Here is an 18,873-nt window from a genome sequence, read left to right as displayed (position 1 = left end):
GCAATGCCGTTACGCTTGGGCGCCATGAAAATCACCTTCTGCTGTACCGACACCAAGGCCGACCCCTGGCTCCAGGGGCTTTCCGCCGCATTGCCCGGCGCTGATATTTCCGTGTGGCAGCCCGGTGCGCCGCTGGCCGACTACGCCGTGGTCTGGGCGCCGCCCCAGCAGTTCATGGACGAGCAGCCAGGCCTCAAGGCGCTGTTCAATATCGGGGCGGGCGTGGATGCGCTGCTCAAGCTGCGCCTGCCGCCCGGTGCGCTGGTGGTGCGGCTCGACGATGCGGGCATGGCCGTGCAGATGGCCGAGTACGTGTGCCATGCGGTCATCCGCCACTTTCGCGAGTTCGACGGCTACGAGGCCGACATGACGGCAGGGCGCTGGGGCTACCGCAAGCCGCGCCTGCGTGGCGACTACCCCATTGGCGTGATGGGCCTGGGCGTGCTGGGCGAGCGCGTGGCCAAGGCGCTGGCGCAGTTCGAGTTCCCGGTCAACGGCTGGAGCCGCAGCCCCAAGGCCATCGAAGGGGTGCGCGCCTTCAGTGGCGCGGAGCAGTTCCACGACTTCCTGGCGGCCAGCCGCGTGCTGGTCAACCTGCTGCCGCTCACGCCCGACACGGCCAATGTCATCAACAAGGAAACGCTGGGCCGCCTGCGGCCGGGCGCCTACGTCATCAACGTGGCGCGCGGTGCGCACCTCGTGGACGAAGACCTGCTGGCGGCCATCGGCAGCGGCCACGTGGCTGGCGCCACGCTCGATGTGTTCCGCACCGAACCGCTGCCCGCGGGCCACGCGTTCTGGAACCACCCGCGCATCACCGTCACCCCCCACACCTCGGCGCGCACGCTGCGCGAGGAGAGCATTGCCCAGATCGCGCGCAAGATGGCCGCGCTGCAGCGGGGCGAGGCGGTCGCGGGCGTGGTGAACCCCGGGCGCGGGTACTGAGGCCGCTGGCCGGCGGTGTCTCCAGCGTTGAAAATGGGGGCATGAACACGTCAACCTTTCGCGGCTTGCTTGGCTTCCTGGGCTGGTTCCTGCTGGTGCCCGGTGCCCTGACCGCGCTGGGCGCGGCGTGGCTGCTGGCCTCGGGCATGAGCCTGCTGGGCGGCACGCTCACCGCCCAGGGCCGCGTGGTGGCGCATGAGGAGACCTTTGTCGGCCCCTCCCACCGCAAGGTGCTCGCCCGGAAAAGCATCGTGGAATTCGTGGCGGGCGACGGGCGAACCCTGCGTTTCACGGACTCGGTGGCGCGCCAGCTTCAGGCCGTGCACAAGGTCGGCGAGGCGGTCACGGTGCGCTATCCCGCCAAGGACCCCGCGCAGGCCGAAATCAGCAGCTCCACCACGATCAGGAGCTTCATCGGCGTCGTGATGCTGCTGTTCGGTGCCGTGGGCATGGCGGCGGGCTGGCTGTTGCTGCGCCTGCGCCCGAGGGCCGCGGCCCCACCGCCCTGAGCCCCTGGCTGGCAGCCCGTCAATCCATCGTCACGCCCGCATCGCGCACCAGCTTGCCCAGGCGCTGCGCGTCGGCCTTGATCAGCGCGCCGAAGTCTGCCGCCGTGCCCGCCACCACCGGCGTGCCGATGGCCTCCCACTTGGCGCGGAAGGCGGGTTCCTTGAAGATCGCATTCACCGTGGCGTTGAGCCTGTCCACGGTGGCCTGCGGCGTGCCCGCGCGCACGGCGATGCCGTGCCAGCCGGTGATCTGGTAGCCCGGCACGCCCGCTTCGGCCATGGTGGGAACGTTGGGCAGCACCTTGGCGCGCTCGGCCGACGTGACCGCCAGCGGGATGAGCTTGCCCGACTGGAGGTGCGGCAGCGAGCTGCCCACGATGTCGAACATCACGTTCACCTGGCCGCCCAGCAAGTCGTTGAGCGCGGGGCCCGCGCCGCGGTACGGAATGTGGCCCATCTTCACGTGGGCGGTGGTGTTGAACAGCTCACCCGCCAGGTGCTGCGGCGTGCCGTTGCCGGCCGATGCAAAGCTCAGCACCGGCTTGCCCGCCTTGGCCATGGCGATGAGTTCCGGCAAGGTCTTCACGCCCAGCGAGGGGTGCACTTCCAGCACCAGCGGAAAGGCCGACAGCTGCACCACGGGCACCAGATCGGTCAGCGGGTTGAAGGGCATGCTGGCGTACAGCGACGGGTTCACCGCCATCGGACCGCTGGCGGCCAGCAGCAGGGTGTGGCCGTCGGCGGGCGCCTGCCTGGCCACCTCGGCGCTGCCGGAGTTGCCGCCCGCGCCGCCCTTGTTGTCCACCACCACGGTCACGCCCAGCCGGCTTTGCAGCTCGGGCTGCAGCATGCGCGCCATCAGGTCGGTGGGGCCTCCGGGCGGGTAGGGCACCACGAAGCGGATGGTCTTGGTGGGGAAGGCGGCCGGGGCCGTCTGGGCCACGGCGTGGCCTGCCATGCCCAGGGCCAGGGCCCAGGTGGCGGGCACGGCAAGCGCCAGGCGGATGGCCGTGCGTCGCGTGGCCCGGCGGGCCTGCGGTACGGGGGTGTGGGCGTGGGCGCGGGCAGTGGGGTGTTGTTGCATGGTGTCTCCTGCGGATGGATGAAGGCCCGTCTGGCGCGGGCTGATGGGGTTGATGGGGTGTTGAGGAAATGCAGAGCCGGGCGAGGGCTCAGCCCGCGCCGAAGCGCTGGCGGATGTCCCGCGCCGTGGCCAGCGGCCGCCCCAGCGCGGCCGCAGCCTCGACCGCCTGGCGCACCAGCGCCGCGTTGTCGGGCGCGGTGCTGCCGTCCTTGCGCAGCAGGTTGTTCTCAAAGCCCACGCGGGCATGCCCGCCAAAGACCGCGGCGGCGGTGATGCAGGTGTTCTCGGCCGCGCCGAACGCGCACACGGCCCAGGGCTCGGGCCCGTCGTGGGCGGCCAGGAAGGGCAGCAGGTCGCGCGGGCTCGAGGTCTGGCCCGCGCTGTAGCGGCCCAGCACGAACAGCAAAAACCACGGCGCATCGGGCACCACGCCGCTGGCGCGCAGCGCCTGCCAGCGGCGCAGGTCGGCCACGTCGTACAGAATGACCTGCACCATGCAGCGCCGCTCTGCCAAGCCGGTGAAGAAGCGCTGCAGGCCGGCCTCGCCGATCTCGGGCTGGTCGATCTCGCGCAGGCCGATGGACACGGCCTCGGGCAGCAGCGCCTCGACCATCGCGATCTGCGCCGGGGCACGGTACACGCCTGCGGCTTCGCTCGTGACCTGCACCACCATCGCATCGCCCACCGCGTGCTGCACCACGCGCCGGGCTTCGCGGTAGCCCTCCACGTCCAGGCTGTGGCGGCCCTGGGCGTCGCGGATGTGCATGTGGATCATGGCCGCGCCGGCTTCCAGGCAGGCCTTGGCGGTGGCGGCCAGCGTGGCCGGCGTGGTCGGCACGGCGGGATGGTCGCTGGGCAGCTTGTAGGCGCCGTTGGGCGCCACGGTGACGATCAGCGGGTCGGTCCATTGGCTGGTGGCGCTCATGGCGTGGCTCCCGGCGTGGTGTGTGTGCTGGCGGGCTCGATGGTGGGCAGCTCGCTGGCCAGCAGGGCCAGGCCCTGGCGCAGCAGCGTGTCGTAGCGGGTGCGCTCGGCGCGTTTGCGGTCCTCGGGCCAGTCGAAGAAGCCCTTGCCGGTCTTCATGCCCAGCTCGCCGCTGGCCACGCGGTCGCGCAGCGCCTGGGCGGGCACGTCGGTGTTGGAAAGCGTGGGATACATGGTGGCCGCGGCCGCGCAGTGCACCTCGATGCCCGCGTGGTCGCGCTGCAGCACCGGCCCCGCCGCCAGGAAGCGAAAGCCAAAGCCAAAGCGCACGGCGGCGTCCACGTCTTCGGGCGACGCGATGCCTTCGTCGATGAGCGCAAACGCCTCGCGCGACAGCGCATGCTGCATGCGGTTGGCCAGAAAGCCCGGCTTGTCTTTCTTCACCAGCACCGGCACGCTGCCGCAGCGGCGCATGAAGCCGTGCAGCCACTGGCCCAGCGTGGGGTCGCTGCGCTCGCCCAGCACCACCTCCACCAGCGGCACCAGGTGCGCCGGCATGAAGAAGTGCAGGCCCAGCATGCGCTGCGCGCTGGGCAGGCCCTGTGCAATGGCGCTGATCGGAAAGCCCGAGCTGTTGCTGGCCAGCACGGCGCTGGCCGGCGCCAGGGCCACCAGCTCGGCGAACAGCTGCTGCTTGGCGGCCAGCTGTTCGGTGATGCATTCGACCACCAGCACCACGCCGTCCCAGGCCACGTCCTGCAGGCTGGCGCACACCTCCACCGGGCCCGCGCTCGTGGCCAGGCCGGCGGCGTCGAGTTCTGCGGCAATGTGCGGCAAGAGCAGGTCGCGCCGTGCGGTGTGCGGGTCCACCACCGTGACCCGGGCGCCGCCGCGGGCCAGGACCACGGCCACATCGGCGCCCATGGTGCCCCCGCCCACGACCACCGTGCGTGCATTGCGCGGCGAACTGATGTCCATGCTGCTGTCTCCTTGTGTTGTCTTGCGGTGCAGTCTAGGCAGGCGGCATTGCGCGGTCCAGACGTATTTTTCGATAGACTAATCGGCTATGAAGATCAATTGGTCGGCCCGCGAGGTCGATGTGTTCCTGGCGCTGGCCGACACACTGAGCTTTCGGCGCACCGCGTTGCAGATGCACCTGTCGCAGTCGGCGGTGTCGGGCACGCTCGCGCGGCTCGAAGAGATGCTGGGCGCCCGGCTGTTCGACCGCACCACGCGCACGGTGCAGCTCACGCAGGCGGGCGAGGTGTTTGCCGAGCAGGCCCGCTTTTTGCGCCACCAGATGGATGAGACCGTGCGCCGCGTGCAGGCCGTGGCCCAGGTGCAGGTGGGGCGGCTGGCGCTGGCGGCGCTGCCGTCGCTGGCGGCGGGCGTGGTGCCCCGTGCGTTCGCGCGGTTTGCGGCGGGGCACCCGGGCGTGCACCTGGAGCTGTTCGACAGCCTGGCGGGCCCGGCGTTCGACATGGTGCGCGCAGGGCGCGTGGACTTCGCGCTCACTGCCGCCAACCCGGCGTATGCCGACCTCGACTACACCCCGCTGTCGTCCGACCGCTTCGTGCTGCTGCTGGCCCGCGCCCACCCGCTGGCGCGCGGTCGCGGAGCCCTGGGCTGGGCCGACGTGGCGGACCTGCCGCACATCTCCATGCCCGCCGGCACCAGCGTGCGCCAGTACGCCGACGAAGCGCTGCTCACGCACCGCATCCGCTTTGCGCCGCGCTACGAGGTGGAGCACCTGGCCACCATCGCGGCCATGGTGGCCGCGCAGCTGGGCGTGAGCGCGCTGCCCGAGCTGGCCGCGCAGGTCGTGCGCCGGCCCGAGGTGGTGGCCCGTCCGCTCAAGTTGCCCTCGCTGCGCCGGCCCATCGGCCTGGTCACGCTGCGCGGGCGGCGCCTGTCGCTGGCGGCGGTGCAGATGGTGGCGCTGCTGCGCCAGGAGATGGAGGAGGGGGCTGCACGCTGAGGCCCCGGACGCCGGCGCCGCAATGGCAGGAGCGGGGAAGGGTCTGGCAGGATATGGGGTGGTGCCGTCCCCGCGAAGCCCGGACAATAGAAGGCCTGTTCCCGGCCGTGGTGCCCGGGCTGCAGCGGCGCCGCCCGGGCGCTGCCGCCGCCAGGCCCGGCCTGTTTCCCGTTTCCTTTTCTTTCAGGTAGCCGCCCATGAGCATTCCTTCCCGCGTCAAACTCATCGATGTCGGTCCGCGCGACGGGCTGCAGAACGAGAAATCGCCCGTGCCCGCCGACGTCAAGATCGCCCTGGTGCACCGCCTGCAGGACGCGGGCCTCAAAGAGATCGAAGTCACGAGCTACGTGAGCCCCAAGTGGGTGCCGCAGATGGCCGACAACCACGAGGTGATGCAGGGCGTGAACCGCGTGGCCGGCGTGCGCTACTCGGTGCTCACGCCCAACCTCAAGGGCTATGAAGCCGCGGTGGCGGACCGGCCCGACGAGATCGTGGTCTTCGGCTCGGCCAGCGAGGCCTTCAGCCAGAAGAACATCAACTGCTCCATCGCCGAGAGCATCGAGCGCTTCGCGCCCGTGGTCGAGGCGGCGCTGGCGGCCGGCATCGGCGTGCGCGGCGCGATGAGCTGCACCGTGGGCTGCCCGTACGAGGGCGAGATCGCCCCCGGGCGCGTGGAGTACCTTGCCGGCCTGCTCCAGGGCATCGGCGTGCAGCGCGTGGACGTGGCCGACACCATCGGCGTGGGCACGCCGCGCAAGGTGCAGCGCGCGCTGGAAGCGACGCTGAAGCATTTCGGCATCGACGACGTGTCGGGCCACTTCCACGACACCTACGGCCAGGCGCTGTCCAACACGCTGGCCGCGCTGGAGCTGGGGGTGTGGAACTACCAGTCCTCCGTGGCGGGCCTGGGCGGCTGCCCGTACGCCAAGGGCGCCACGGGCAACGTGGCGACGGAAGACGTGGTCTACATGCTGCACGGCATGGGCATCGAGACCGGCATCGATCTTGATAAGCTCATCGATGCGGGGGCCTACATCAGTGGCTTCCTGAACCGTAAACCCAATTCCCGCGCAGCGAATGCACTGCTGACCAAACGCGCGGGATAGCGCCATCGGCGCAGGAGAAAACTACCGTGTGCGGAGCTGAACTGAAGAATTTGCCGGACGGCGTGCAGCGCGTGGCCGCGGCGCTGCAATCGCAGGGCCATCCCCACATGCCGCAGATGCTCGACGACGCCGCGCGCACCGCGCAGCAGGCGGCCGATGCACTGGGCATCCTCGTGGGGCAGGTGGCCAAGAGCATCATCTTCCGGCGCAAGAGCGACGACGTGGCCGTGCTCGTGGTCACGTCGGGCGACCGGCGCGTGGACGAGAAAAAGGTCGAGGCCCATGTGGGCGGCAAGATCGGCCGGGCGGACGCCGAGTTCGTGAAGTCGCGCACCGGTTTTTCCATCGGCGGCGTGTCGCCCGTGGCGCATGCCACGCCGCCCGTCACGCTGATCGACCAGGACCTGCTGCGCTTTGACGTGGTGTGGGCCGCGGCCGGGCACCCGCACAGCGTGTTTGCGCTGCATCCGGGCGACCTGCAGCGCCTGACCGGGGCGCCCGTGGTCGACGTGGTGCAGGCGCCCGTGGACACCAGCGTGCAGCCCGCCGCATGAATGCTATTGATTTGCTAGCTGATCGCGCCCACCAGTTGGGCGCTGGCGGCCATTTTGATGCCCAGAGCATGGAGCCCGTGCCCTCGCCGTGCATCTCGGTGTGCCGCATGTCGCCCGACCGCAGCCACTGCGAAGGCTGCTTTCGCACGCTCGACGAGATCCGCATCTGGTCGCGTGCCGACGCCAGTTTGCGCCGGGGCATCTGGGCGCAGCTGCTGGGCCGCGCTGGCATCCCGGCCGCCCCGCAGAAGGCACAGGAGACATCGCCGTGAAGCGCATCACCTTTTACCTGGACTTCGTGTCCCCCTACGCCTGGCTGGCGTTCGAGCGCCTGCCCGAGGCGCTGCAGGGGCTGAGCTACAGCGTGGCCTACCAGCCCGTGCTGCTGGGTGCGCTGCTGCAGCAGCATGCCAACCCCGGGCCGGCGGGCATCGCCCCCAAGCGCGACTGGACCTACCGCCATGTGACCTGGCTGGGCCACGCGCAGGGCACGCCGCTGCAGATGCCCGCGCGCCATCCGTTCAACCCGCTGCCCCTGCTGCGCACGGCGCTGGCCTGCAGCGACGACGGCCACATCAACCGCTTCGTGGCCGGCACGGTGCTGCGCCATGTGTGGCAGGGCGGGCACGATGCGCTCGACCCGGCGCGCCTGGCCGATCTGGCCACGCAACTCGCGGACCAGCTGCGGCCCGGCGAGGCTGCGGCCAGCGATGGCCCCAAGGCCCTGCTGCGCGCCAACACCGAAGCCGCGCAGGCGGCGGGCGTTTTTGGCGTGCCGGCGTTCGAGGTGGACGGCAAGCTGTTCTGGGGCCTCGACGGCCTGCCGATGCTGCGCGCGTACCTCGACGGCGATGCGTGGTTCGACGGTCCGGGCTGGGAGGCTGTCAGCCAGCTCCCATCGGGTTTACCCGGCAAGGTGTGAGCGATTTCCGGATGCTGAAAGGGGCGCTGCGGGTTTCACCCTAAGTTGTCAGAGAGCGGTCAGTTTGGTGAAAGCTCGTGTTGGTTTCGCGTCAGAGCGTGGTCAGTGCCATCTCCAAGAATGCGTGCAGCCCGCCGCAGCGCGGTCTGAACAACCAACAGGAGACACACACCATGGCAACCGTTCATCCCGCACCGCGGCCGATGTCGCCCGAAGAGAGGAAGGTCATCTTCGCGTCGTCCCTCGGCACCGTTTTCGAGTGGTACGACTTTTATCTGTACGGCTCGCTCGCGGCCATCATCGCCAAGCAGTTCTTCAGCGGCCTGGATGCCGGCTCGGCGTTCATCTTCGCGCTGCTGGCGTTTGCCGCGGGCTTCATCGTCCGCCCCTTCGGCGCCATCTTCTTCGGCCGCCTGGGCGACATGATCGGGCGCAAGTACACGTTCCTGGTCACCATCCTGATCATGGGCCTGTCGACCTTCATCGTGGGTATCCTGCCCACGTATGCATCGATCGGCGTGGCGGCTCCCGTCATCCTGATCGCACTGCGCCTGCTGCAAGGCCTGGCGCTGGGCGGTGAGTACGGCGGCGCGGCCACCTACGTGGCCGAGCATGCCCCGCACGGCAAGCGCGGCGCCTACACGGCCTGGATCCAGACCACGGCCACGCTGGGCCTGTTCCTGTCGCTGATGGTGATCCTGGGCACCCGCACGGCCATGGGCGAGGAAGCCTTCGCCGACTGGGGCTGGCGCATCCCGTTCATCGTGTCGATCCTGCTCCTGGCCATCTCGGTCTGGATCCGCCTGTCGATGAACGAATCCCCCGCCTTCCAGAAGATGAAGGCCGAAGGCAAGACCTCCAAGGCGCCGCTGACCGAGTCTTTCGGCCAGTGGAAGAACCTGAAGATCGTGATCCTGGCGCTGGTGGGCCTGACCGCCGGCCAGGCCGTGGTGTGGTACTCGGGCCAGTTCTATGCGCTGTTCTTCCTGACGCAGGCGCTGAAGGTCGATGGCGCCACCGCCAACATCTTCGTGGCCGTGTCGCTCTTGATCGGCACGCCGTTCTTCATCGTGTTCGGCGCGCTGTCGGACAAGATCGGCCGCAAGCCCATCATCCTGGCGGGCTGCCTGCTGGCCGCGCTGACGTACTTCCCCGTGTTCGGCGCGCTGACCAAGGCGGCCAACCCCGCCCTGGCCGAAGCACAGGCCAAGAACCAGGTGATCGTGACGGCAGACCCCAAGGAATGCTCGTTCCAGTTCAACCCCACCGGCACCTCCAAGTTCACCAGCTCGTGCGACATCGCCAAGCAGGTTCTGGCTGGCGCTTCGGTGAGCTATGAGAACGCCACGTCCGCCGCCGGCACGCCCGCCTCGATCAAGATCGGCGAGACGGTCATCACCTCGTACTCCAGCAAGGGCCTGCCCGCTGACGAAGCCAAGAAGAAGGACGGCGAGTTCAAGAAGGCCGTGGCCGATGCGCTGAAGGCCGCCGGCTACCCCACCAAGGCCGATCCCGCCCGCATCGACAAGGTCATGGTCACGGTCATCCTGACCTACCTGGTGCTGCTGGTGACCATGGTGTACGGCCCCATCGCCGCCATGCTGGTGGAAATGTTCCCGACCCGCATCCGCTACACGTCCATGTCCCTGCCATACCACATCGGTAACGGCTGGTTCGGCGGCCTGCTGCCCACCACGGCATTCGCCATCGTGGCCCAGACCGGCAACATGTACAACGGCCTGTGGTACCCCATCATCATCGCGGGCGCCACCGTGGTGATCGGCGGCCTGTTCGTCAAGGAAACCAAGGACGTTGACATCTACGCCAACGACTGACCGTTTCTGATCGGTGTGCAGGGCCCGCCCCGCAAGGGTCGGGCCCTGTGTTCCATCAAGGGGCTTGTGCTGCACCAGTACAACCTACAACGCCGCGCTCCAGGCCCCTTGATTGAACAAACCCATCCAAGGAGATATTGATATGTGGAAGATTGTTGTTGGTTTCGTCCTGTTCGCCGCGTTGTCGATGTACGTGATCATCAAGGCGGGCGACAAGGCCGACATGGGCGGCGAGAAGCACGGCGCCGATGCCGTGCATGCGCCCGAGCCTGCGGCCAGCGCGCCGGCGGCGGCTGCGCCCGCGTCGGCGCCGGCTTCGGCCGCCAGCGCGCAGTGATGCGCTGAGTCCATGGCGGCCCCGGAGCGCGGGGTGCGTGCCCCGGGGCCCTGCGGGCCTCCATGAAAAAGCCCGAAGCCACTGGCTTCGGGCTTTTTCTTTTGCGGGGGCCTCGCTCAGCGCTTGAAGCGGCCGTCGCTTCCGATGATGGACAGGTCGGAGAAATCCAGCCCGCTGTGGTCCGTGGCGCTGTAGCTCAGTTCCAGCCCGCCCAGGTCCCATTTCCGGATGCTCTCCAGCCCGGCCTGCAGCCTGGCGCGGTCCGGCTTGGCGCCCGCGCGCTTCAGTCCTTCCACGAGCACCTTGGCGCTCACGAAGCCTTCCACCATGGCGGGGGTCAGCTCACCCAGGTTCCTGGCGCGCACCAGGTCCATGGCCTCCTTGATCACCGCGTAGTTCAAGGACCGCTCCGACGGGAACACCTGCGTGACCACCACGCCCCGGGCCTGCTCGCCCAGCGCCTTGACGAAGCCGCCCGAGGCATTGTTGGACAGCGTCACGATCTGCCCGGTCGCGCCGGCGGCGCGCAGCGCCTTGATGCCGTCCACCACGGCCGCGCCCGTGCCGATGAAGATGATGGCCTGGGGCTCCTTCTGTGCCACGCGCGGGGCGATGGCGCTGTAGTCGGGCTTGGCGCGGTCGAACTTCTCGACGAAGAGGGCTTCCAGCTGGTTGGCCTTGAACCCGGACTGCGCGCCCGCCAGGCCGTCGGCGCCAAAGGTGTCGTCCACATGCACCACGCCGATGCGCTTGATGCCCAGGGTGTTGAGGTGGGTGATGGCCTTCTCCACTTCGCGCTGGTAGGGGGCGCGCACGTTGAAGATGTACTTGTTCACCGGCTGGTGCAGCGCGATGGCGCCCGTGGAGGGCCCCACCAGCGGCACGGCATGCTGTTCCAGCAGCGGAATGATCCCCTGGGTGTGGGGCGTGCCGCGCGTCATGAACAGCCCGATCACGCCTTTTTCCTCGATGAGGGCGCGGGTGTTCTCCAGCGTCAGCTTGGGGTCGAACTTGTCGTCCATCGACACGACCTCCACCTTCTGGCCGCCCACGCCGCCCTTGCTGTTGACGTGGTCGAGGTAGAGGGCGGCACCCCGCATGGATTCGGCCACCGTGGCGGCGGCGGAGCCGGTGATGCCCACCGTCTGGCCGATGAGGATCTGCGCGTGGACCTGGGCCGCGCCGAACGCCAGGGTGAGCAGCGCGGCGGCGCATTTCGCAAGGGTGCCAGGGACTGTCATGGTGCTCCTCTCTTCATTGAGGTGCCCGAGTTTAGGGACTGGGCACCGCAGGGCATCCGTAGAAGTGCGTAGCGGCCAGGGGGTGTTTTCACTGATTTGTCAACAATTTCTTCCCGGGTTTGCGGGTATTTTGCAACACCTCAGCGGCGGAACTTGCCGTCGGTGCCGATGATGGACAAGTCCGCGAAGTCCAGGCCCGTGTGGTCGTCCGGGCCATAGGAGACCTCCAGGCCGCCCAGGTCCAGTTTCCGGATGCTCTCGAGCGCCGCATGGATCTTTTCGCGGCTGGGCTTGGGGCCGGCGCGCCTGAGCCCTTCCACCAGCACCTTGGCCGCGGCAAAACCCTCCAGCATGGCGGGCGTGATCTCGGTGAGGCCCTTGGCCCGCGCGAGTTCCTGGGCCTCCTTCACCATGGCATAGGTCACCGCACGCTCATTGGGATACACCTGCGTCACGATCACGCCGCGCGCGTTGTTCCCCAGGCTCTTGATGAAGCCGCCCGAGGCGTTGTTGGACAGCGTCACGATCTGCGCGGCCGAGCCCGCGCCGCGCAGCGCGTTGCCCGCGTCCACCACGGCCGAACCCGAGGCGATCATCAGCACGGCCTGGGTATCGGCCTTGGCCACCTTGGCGGCGATGGGCGCGAAATCGGGCTTGGCGCGGTCGAACTTTTCCAGCACCACGGGCGTGAGCTTGGCGGCCGCCAGGCCCTTCTGGGCGCCGGCCACGCCGTCGGCGCCAAAGCTGTCGTCCGCGTACACCACGGCGATGCGCGAAATGCCCATGGAGGCCAGGTGGGTCATGGCCTTTTCCGCCTCGCGCTGGTAGGTGGCGCGCACGTTGAAGATGTATTTGCGCACCGGCTGGTGCAGCACCATCGCGCCCGTGGACGGGCCCACCAGCGCCACGCCATGCTTCTCCAGCAGGGGGATGATGGCTTCGGTGTGGGGCGTGCCGCGCGTGAGGAACAGCGCGGACACGTTGTTCTCCTCGATCAGCTTGCGCGCGTTCGCGGCGGCCAGCTTGGGGTCGAACTTGTCGTCCAGCGAGGTCAGCTCGATCTTCTGGCCGTGGACACCGCCCTTGGCATTGACGGCCTCGATGTGCAGCAGGGCGCCATCGGTGGTCTCCTTCACGCCCGCCGCCACCTGCCCGGAGAAGCCCGCGGTCTGGCCGATCAGGATCTGGGCATGGCCGGTGCCGCACAGCGCGGCGGCCAGGGCGGTCGCGGCTCCCCATTGTGTCCATGTGTGCATGGTCGTCTCCTTTGAATTGTCCGGCCACTCTAGACAAATGTCCTCGGTTTGCGAATCGGCATAACCCGAAGGTGTGACAGGACTTGTCAGCAGATGTGCGATCAGGGGCTATTGCGGCATGGCCGGACGGGGTCCGTGGCGGTGCCTAGAATGTCCCGCCTCACCCTCGAAAAAGACTGCCTCCATGACCCAGGGACTGATCCGTATCCGCGGCGCACGCCAGCACAACCTCAAGAACCTGGATCTGGACATCCGCACGGGGGAGCTCACCGTGGTCACCGGCCCCAGCGGCTCGGGCAAGTCCAGCCTGGTGTTCGACACGCTGTACGCCGAGGGCCAGCGCCGCTACGTGGAGACCTTCAGCGCCTACGCGCGCCAGTTCCTCGACCGCATGGACAAGCCGGCGGTGGACAAGGTCGAGGGCGTGCCGCCCGCCATCGCCATCGACCAGACCAACCCCGTGCGCTCCAGCCGCTCCACCGTGGGCACGATGACGGAGCTCAACGACCACCTGAAGCTCCTGTTCGCGCGCGCCGGACAGCTGTTCGACAAGCAGACCGCCCAGCCGGTGCGCCACGACTCGCCCGAGACCATCTACGCCGAGCTGCAGCGCCGCGGCGCCGAGGCCGGCGACCCCCGCATCGTGCTGACGTTCCCCGTGGAGCTGCCGGGCGGCACGTCGGCCGAGCAGGTCGAGCAGTGGCTGTCCGCCAGCGGCTTCACCAAGGTGCAGGCCGAGCGCGAGGTGGCCACGCCCACGGGCTCGCGCAAGGTGCTCGATGTGGTGGCCGACCGGTTCCGCCTGGGCCATGCCGAGAAGGCGCGCGTGGTCGAGGCCATCGAGGTCGCGCTCAAGCGCGGCACGGGGCGCCTGAACGTGTACCGCCTCGTGGACGAGGGCGAGCCCGAGCTGTGGCGCTTCTCGACCGGCCTGCACTGCCCCGACAGCGACCTGCGCTACAGCGACCCCATTCCCTCGATGTTCTCGTTCAACTCCGCCGTGGGCGCCTGCGAGAGCTGCCGGGGCTTCGGCCGCGTGATCGGCGTGGACTACGGCCTCGTGATCCCCAACGACAGGCTCACGCTGCGCGCGGGGGCGATCAAGACCATCCAGACCCCCGCCTGGAAGGAAGCGCAGGACGACCTCATGCGCCATGCCGAGGCGGCCGGCATCCCGCGCGACACCCCCTGGTACAAGCTCACCGACGACCAGAAGAAATGGGTCATCGGCGGCACGCCGGGCTACAAGGACGGGCAGTGGAGCAAGCAGTGGTACGGCATCAAGCGCTTCTTCGAGTACCTGGAGAGCAAGGCCTACAAGATGCACATCCGCGTGCTGCTGTCCAAGTACCGCAGCTACACGCCGTGCCCCACCTGCGCGGGCGCGCGCCTCAAGACCGAGAGCCTGCTCTGGCGCGTGGGCAGCAAGGACGACGCGGACGCCGCGGTCGATCCTGCCCGCCGCTTCATGCCCGAGGGCGTGTTGTGGTCGCGCGAGCAGCTCGAAGCCCTGCCCGGCCTGTGCCTGCACGACCTGATGCTGCTGCCCATCGACCGGCTGCGCCGCTTCTTCGACCGCATGGAGCTGCCCGTGGGCGACGCGGCGGCCGGTGGCGATGCGCAGGCGCTGAAACTCCTGCATGAAGAAATCACCACGCGCCTGAAGTACCTGTGCGACGTGGGCATCGGCTACCTCACGCTGGACCGGCAGAGCCGCACGCTCAGCGGCGGCGAGGTGCAGCGCATCAACCTGACCACGGCGCTGGGCACCTCGCTGGTCAACACGCTGTTCGTGCTGGACGAGCCCAGCATCGGCCTGCACCCGCGCGACATGCACCGCATCACCGAGGCCATGCTGCGCCTGCGCGACGCGGGCAACACCCTGGTAGTGGTCGAGCACGACCCGGCCGTGATGCTCGCGGCCGACCGCATGATCGACATGGGCCCCGGCCCCGGCCGCCTGGGCGGGCAGATCGTGTTCGACGGCACAACGGCCGACCTGCGCCATGCCGACACGCTCACCGGCGCCTACCTGGGCGGGCGCAAGCACGTGGGCTTCGGCTTCAAGCGCATGGTGACCGAGTCCACGCCGCGCCTCATCCTCGAAGGGGCGCGCGAGCACAACCTGCAGAACGTGTCGGTCGAATTCCCGCTGCAGCGCCTGGTCACCGTCACCGGCGTGAGCGGATCGGGCAAGTCGAGCCTGATCCAGGACGTGCTGGCCCCCGCGCTGCTGCGCCACTTCGGCAAGGCCACCGACTCGCCGGGCGCGCACGACCGCATGCTGGGCGCGGACCACCTCTCGGACGTGGTGTTCGTGGACCAGTCGCCCATCGGCAAGACGGCCCGCTCCAACCCCGTGAGCTACGTGGGCGCCTGGGACAGCATCCGCGAGCTGTACGCCGTGGCGCCGCTGTCCAGGCAGCGCAGCTACACCGCCAGCAAGTTCAGCTTCAACAGCGGCGACGGGCGCTGCCCGACCTGCGGCGGCTCGGGCTTCGAGCATGTGGAGATGCAGTTTTTGTCGGACGTGTACCTGCGCTGCCCCGATTGCGACGGCAAGCGCTACCGGCCCGAGATCCTGGAGATCACCATCGAGCGGGGCGGCAGGGCCCTGAACGTGGCCGACGTGCTGGCCCTCACGGTGGCCGAGGCCGCCGCACTGTTCGCCGCCGACCGCGACGTGATCCGCGCGCTGCAGCCCATCGTGGACGTGGGGCTCGAATACGTGGCGCTGGGGCAGCCCGTGCCCACGCTCAGCGGCGGCGAGGCGCAGCGCCTGAAGCTGGCGGGCTTTCTGGCGGAAGCGGCCCGCGTGCAAAGCAAGTCGCGCCAGACGATAGCGCGCAAGGGCACCTTGTTCCTGTTCGACGAGCCCACCACGGGCCTGCACTTCGACGACATCGCCAAGCTCATGCGCGCGCTGCGCAAGCTCATCGACGCGGGGCACTCGCTCATCGTCATCGAGCACAACCTGGACGTGATCCGCGCGAGCGACTGGCTCGTCGACCTGGGCCCCGAGGGCGGCGACGCGGGCGGCCTCGTCGTGGCCGAGGGCACGCCCGAGGACGTGCGCCAGCACGCCACCTCGCACACGGGCCTGGCGCTGCGCGACTACGAACTCACGCTGGGCATCGGCGGCCACTCGGTGCACGAAAAAGCCGCGGCGCTACGAAAACAGGAGCGCTCTGCGCTCATGGATAAAGCGCCAGCGGCCAAAAACGCCATTGAAATCGTCAACGCCAAGGAGCACAACCTCAAGAACCTGAGCGTGAACATCCCGCGCGGCCAATTCAACGTGGTCACGGGCGTGAGCGGCTCGGGCAAGTCCACGCTCGCGTTCGACATCCTGTTCAACGAGGGGCAGCGGCGCTACCTCGAATCGCTCAACGCCTATGCGCGGTCCATCGTGCAGCCGGCCGGCCGGCCCGAGGTGGATGCGGTGTACGGCATACCGCCCACCGTGGCCATCGAGCAGCGCCTGTCGCGCGGCGGGCGCAAGTCCACGGTGGGCACCACCACCGAGGTGTGGCACTTCCTGCGCCTGCTGTACGTCAAGCTCGGCACCCAGCACTGCGTGAAGGACGGCGCGGCCGTGCAGCCGCAGACGCCCGAGAGCATCGCCGCCCAGCTGCTCACGCAGTTCCGGGGCCAGCACATCGGGCTGCTCGCGCCGCTGGTGATGAACCGCAAGGGCGTGTACACCGAACTGGCGGACTGGGCGCGGCCGCGCGGCTACACGCATTTGCGGGTGGACGGCAATTTCCTGCCCACCACCCATTTCCCGCGCATCGACCGCTTCAAGGAGCACACCATCGAACTGCCCGTGGCCAGCGTCGAGGTGTCCGCAGGGAACGAGGCGCTGCTGCGCGCCTCGCTGGCCGAGGCCCTCACGCACGGCAAGGGCGTGGTGCACGTGCTCAGCAGCATCGGCGACCTGCGCGCCGCCATGGAAAGCGGCCAGCCCACGGCGGGCATCGGCCAGCTGCAGGCCTTTTCCACCAAGCGCGCCTGCCCCGTGTGCGCCACCAGCTATGCCGAGCTGGACCCGCGCCTGTTCAGTTACAACAGCAAGCACGGCTGGTGCCCCGATTGCGTGGGCACGGGCGTCAAGCTCACCCGCGACCAGCGCAAGGTGTTCGACGACTCGGTGCAGGACGACAAGGAAAAGGGCCGCGAGCAGACCTTCGCCGAGCCCGAGGTGGAAGACCTGGCCGACACCGCCTGCCCCAGCTGCCAGGGCACGCGCCTGAACGCCACGGCGCGCGCGGTGCGGTTCGCGGGCATCGGCATCACCGACATCGCCGCGCTGTCGGTGACGGACGTGCGCCGCTGGATCGAGACCCTGCAGATCGAAGGCGGCATGAGCCGGCGCGAGGCCGACATCGCCCGCGACCTCGTGCCCGAGATCCAGAGCCGGCTCGAATTCCTGGAGGAAGTGGGCCTGTCCTACCTCACGCTCGACCGGGGGGCGCCCACGCTCAGCGGCGGCGAGGCGCAGCGCATCCGCCTGGCCGCGCAGCTGGGCAGCAACCTGCAGGGCGTGTGCTACGTGCTCGACGAGCCCACCATCGGCCTGCATGCGCGCGACAACCAGATCCTGCTCAACGCCCTGCACAAGCTGGGCGACAAGGGCAACACGCTGGTGGTGGTGGAGCACGACGAGGACACCATCCGCCGCGCGGACCACATCATCGACATCGGCCCGAGCGCGGGCAAGCGCGGCGGGCGGCTGGTGGCGCAGGGCAGCGTGGACGACATCACCGGCGCGCCCGAATCCCAGACCGGCCGCTACCTGCTGCACGCCATGAAACACCCGCTGCAGTTGCGCCGCAGCATGCTGCCGAGCGAGCTGAGCGCCGAGGCCCTCGCGCTGGGCGAACCCGCCGACGTGCCCAAGGGCCGGCAGAGCGCCGCGGTCAAGAAGCGGGCCGCGGCGGCGGCGGCGCTCACGGCCGATGCGCTGGCCGATGCCAAGGCGCGCGCCGCGATCCGCTGGCTTACCGTGCACGGTGCGCACCTGCACAACCTGCAGGACGTGACGGCCACCGTGCCGCTGCACCGCCTGGTGGCCGTCACGGGCGTGAGCGGCTCGGGCAAGTCCACGCTGGCGCGCGACGTGCTGCTGGCCAACGTACAGGCCTGGGTGCAGCAGCGCGCCACCAAGGCCGGGCGCGACGCGATGGACGCGGGCAAGGCGCCGCCGCTGGTGGGCTGCACGGGCCTGTCGGGCTTCGAGAGCATCGACCGCGTGCTCGAAGTGGACCAGACCCCCATCGGCAAGACGCCGCGCAGCTGCCCGGCCACCTACATCGGCTTCTGGGACACCATCCGCAAGCTGTTCGCCGAAACGCTGGAGGCCAAGGCGCGCGGCTACGCGGCCGGGCGCTTTTCCTTCAACACCGGCGAGGGCCGCTGCGCGAGCTGCGAGGGCGCGGGCGTGCGCACCATCGAGATGAGCTTCCTGCCCGACGTGAAGGTGCCCTGCGAGACCTGCCACGGCGCGCGCTTCAACCCCGAGACGCTGGCCGTGACCTGGCGCGGCAAGAGCATCGGCGACGTGCTGCAGATGGAGGTGGACGAGGCGGTCGAGTTCTTCGCCAGCATGCCCTCCATCGCGCACCCGCTGCAGCTCCTGAAAGACGTGGGCCTGGGCTACCTCACGCTGGGCCAGCCCTCGCCCACGCTCTCGGGCGGCGAGGCGCAGCGCATCAAGCTCGTGACCGAGCTGACGAAGGTGCGCGACGAGGTGGGCCGCCGGGGCCAGAAGGTGCCGCACACGCTCTACGTGCTGGACGAACCCACGGTGGGCCTGCACATGGCCGACGTGGACAAGCTCATCCGCGTGCTGCACCGCCTGGTCGACGGCGGCCACAGCGTGGTGGTGATCGAACACGACCTCGACGTGATCGCCGAGGCCGACTGGATCATCGACCTCGGCCCGGAAGGGGGCAGGGAGGGCGGCCGCATCGTGGCGGCCACCGTGCCGGAAGAGGTGGTGCGGCTGGGCACGCACACCGGCAAGGCGCTGGCGGCGGTGCTGGCGCGGTGACCGGAGGGCCCGGCGGTGGCGCACGCCACTGTCGGCCCATGTCCTACGCACGGCGCGGAACATGGCGCACGCGCGGCGCGGGGTGAGGTTTCTAGGATTCAGTGCAGGGGTTGGCGCCAGGCGCAGCGGC

General features: G+C 69.3%; 15 protein-coding genes. 10 read left to right on the top strand and 5 right to left on the bottom strand.

The window, feature by feature from the left end; genetic code table 11:
* Nucleotides 1–24 precede the first annotated feature (24 nt).
* Both ACAM51_RS10060 and ACAM51_RS10055 read left to right on the top strand, forming a co-directional pair.
* A complete protein-coding gene (locus ACAM51_RS10060) occupies nucleotides 25–945 on the top strand; it encodes a 2-hydroxyacid dehydrogenase (protein WP_369643471.1) in 921 nt (306 codons plus the stop codon).
* 41 nt (nucleotides 946–986) lie between these two features.
* Nucleotides 987–1,454: a DUF3592 domain-containing protein gene (locus ACAM51_RS10055; RefSeq protein WP_369643470.1), complete on the top strand. Its 468-nt coding sequence runs from the start codon at nucleotides 987–989 to the stop codon at nucleotides 1,452–1,454.
* Between the two features lie 19 nt (nucleotides 1,455–1,473).
* Here the strand turns inward: ACAM51_RS10055 and ACAM51_RS10050 are convergent, their stop codons facing one another.
* The 3 genes from ACAM51_RS10050 to ACAM51_RS10040 all read right to left on the bottom strand — a co-directional run bounded on the left by ACAM51_RS10050 (nucleotide 1,474) and on the right by ACAM51_RS10040 (nucleotide 4,440).
* Nucleotides 1,474–2,538 carry a Bug family tripartite tricarboxylate transporter substrate binding protein gene (locus ACAM51_RS10050; RefSeq protein ID WP_369643469.1) on the bottom strand — a complete coding sequence of 355 codons (1,065 nt, stop codon included), beginning with the start codon at nucleotides 2,536–2,538 and terminating at the stop codon, nucleotides 1,474–1,476.
* Between the two features lie 88 nt (nucleotides 2,539–2,626).
* Nucleotides 2,627–3,463: a 3-keto-5-aminohexanoate cleavage protein gene (locus ACAM51_RS10045; protein ID WP_369643468.1), complete on the bottom strand. Its 837-nt coding sequence runs from the start codon at nucleotides 3,461–3,463 to the stop codon at nucleotides 2,627–2,629.
* The gene (locus tag ACAM51_RS10040; protein WP_369643467.1) at nucleotides 3,460–4,440 is read right to left on the bottom strand and encodes a 3-hydroxyacyl-CoA dehydrogenase family protein; all 981 of its coding nucleotides are present in this window, start codon (nucleotides 4,438–4,440) and stop codon (nucleotides 3,460–3,462) included. Before ACAM51_RS10040 ends, ACAM51_RS10045 begins: the two co-directional genes overlap by 4 nt.
* 88 nt (nucleotides 4,441–4,528) lie before the next feature.
* Here ACAM51_RS10040 and ACAM51_RS10035 point away from each other — a divergent pair, with 88 nt between their 5' ends.
* The 7 genes from ACAM51_RS10035 to ACAM51_RS10005 all read left to right on the top strand — a co-directional run bounded on the left by ACAM51_RS10035 (nucleotide 4,529) and on the right by ACAM51_RS10005 (nucleotide 10,194).
* Entirely contained in the window at nucleotides 4,529–5,440 is a 912-nt protein-coding gene (locus tag ACAM51_RS10035) for a LysR family transcriptional regulator (RefSeq protein WP_218296267.1), read from the top strand.
* A 197-nt stretch (nucleotides 5,441–5,637) separates the two neighbouring features.
* A complete protein-coding gene (locus ACAM51_RS10030) occupies nucleotides 5,638–6,546 on the top strand; it encodes a hydroxymethylglutaryl-CoA lyase (protein WP_218296266.1) in 909 nt (302 codons plus the stop codon).
* A gap of 26 nt (nucleotides 6,547–6,572) precedes the next feature.
* Nucleotides 6,573–7,100 carry a YbaK/EbsC family protein gene (locus ACAM51_RS10025; protein ID WP_218296265.1) on the top strand — a complete coding sequence of 176 codons (528 nt, stop codon included), beginning with the start codon at nucleotides 6,573–6,575 and terminating at the stop codon, nucleotides 7,098–7,100.
* On the top strand, nucleotides 7,097–7,372 hold the full coding sequence (locus ACAM51_RS10020) for a DUF1289 domain-containing protein (protein WP_369643466.1): 276 nt from the start codon (nucleotides 7,097–7,099) through the stop codon (nucleotides 7,370–7,372). The genes ACAM51_RS10025 and ACAM51_RS10020 overlap by 4 nt, the downstream gene beginning before the upstream one ends.
* Complete coding sequence (locus ACAM51_RS10015; protein ID WP_369643465.1) at nucleotides 7,369–8,022, top strand: 2-hydroxychromene-2-carboxylate isomerase; 654 nt, start codon at nucleotides 7,369–7,371, stop codon at nucleotides 8,020–8,022. Before ACAM51_RS10020 ends, ACAM51_RS10015 begins: the two co-directional genes overlap by 4 nt.
* A 173-nt stretch (nucleotides 8,023–8,195) precedes the next feature.
* Complete coding sequence (locus ACAM51_RS10010; RefSeq protein WP_218296262.1) at nucleotides 8,196–9,857, top strand: MFS transporter; 1,662 nt, start codon at nucleotides 8,196–8,198, stop codon at nucleotides 9,855–9,857.
* 142 nt (nucleotides 9,858–9,999) lie between these two features.
* Nucleotides 10,000–10,194, top strand: coding sequence for a hypothetical protein (locus ACAM51_RS10005; protein ID WP_218296261.1), 195 nt, complete (start codon nucleotides 10,000–10,002; stop codon nucleotides 10,192–10,194).
* A gap of 116 nt (nucleotides 10,195–10,310) precedes the next feature.
* Here ACAM51_RS10005 and ACAM51_RS10000 read toward each other — a convergent pair whose 3' ends face one another.
* On the bottom strand, nucleotides 10,311–11,435 hold the full coding sequence (locus tag ACAM51_RS10000; protein WP_369643464.1) for an ABC transporter substrate-binding protein: 1,125 nt from the start codon (nucleotides 11,433–11,435) through the stop codon (nucleotides 10,311–10,313).
* A gap of 140 nt (nucleotides 11,436–11,575) precedes the next feature.
* Nucleotides 11,576–12,691, bottom strand: coding sequence for an ABC transporter substrate-binding protein (locus ACAM51_RS09995; protein WP_218296259.1), 1,116 nt, complete (start codon nucleotides 12,689–12,691; stop codon nucleotides 11,576–11,578).
* Between the two features lie 184 nt (nucleotides 12,692–12,875).
* On the opposite strand from ACAM51_RS09995, the gene uvrA reads away from it, so the two are divergent.
* Nucleotides 12,876–18,743, top strand: coding sequence for an excinuclease ABC subunit UvrA (gene uvrA, locus ACAM51_RS09990; RefSeq protein ID WP_369643463.1), 5,868 nt, complete (start codon nucleotides 12,876–12,878; stop codon nucleotides 18,741–18,743).
* The last annotated feature ends 130 nt before the right edge of the window (nucleotides 18,744–18,873 follow it).

This window comes from Acidovorax sp. A79, from assembly GCF_041154505.1.
GTDB lineage: Bacteria > Pseudomonadota > Gammaproteobacteria > Burkholderiales > Burkholderiaceae_C > Acidovorax.
This window is presented reverse-complemented; position numbering and strand designations above follow the sequence as displayed.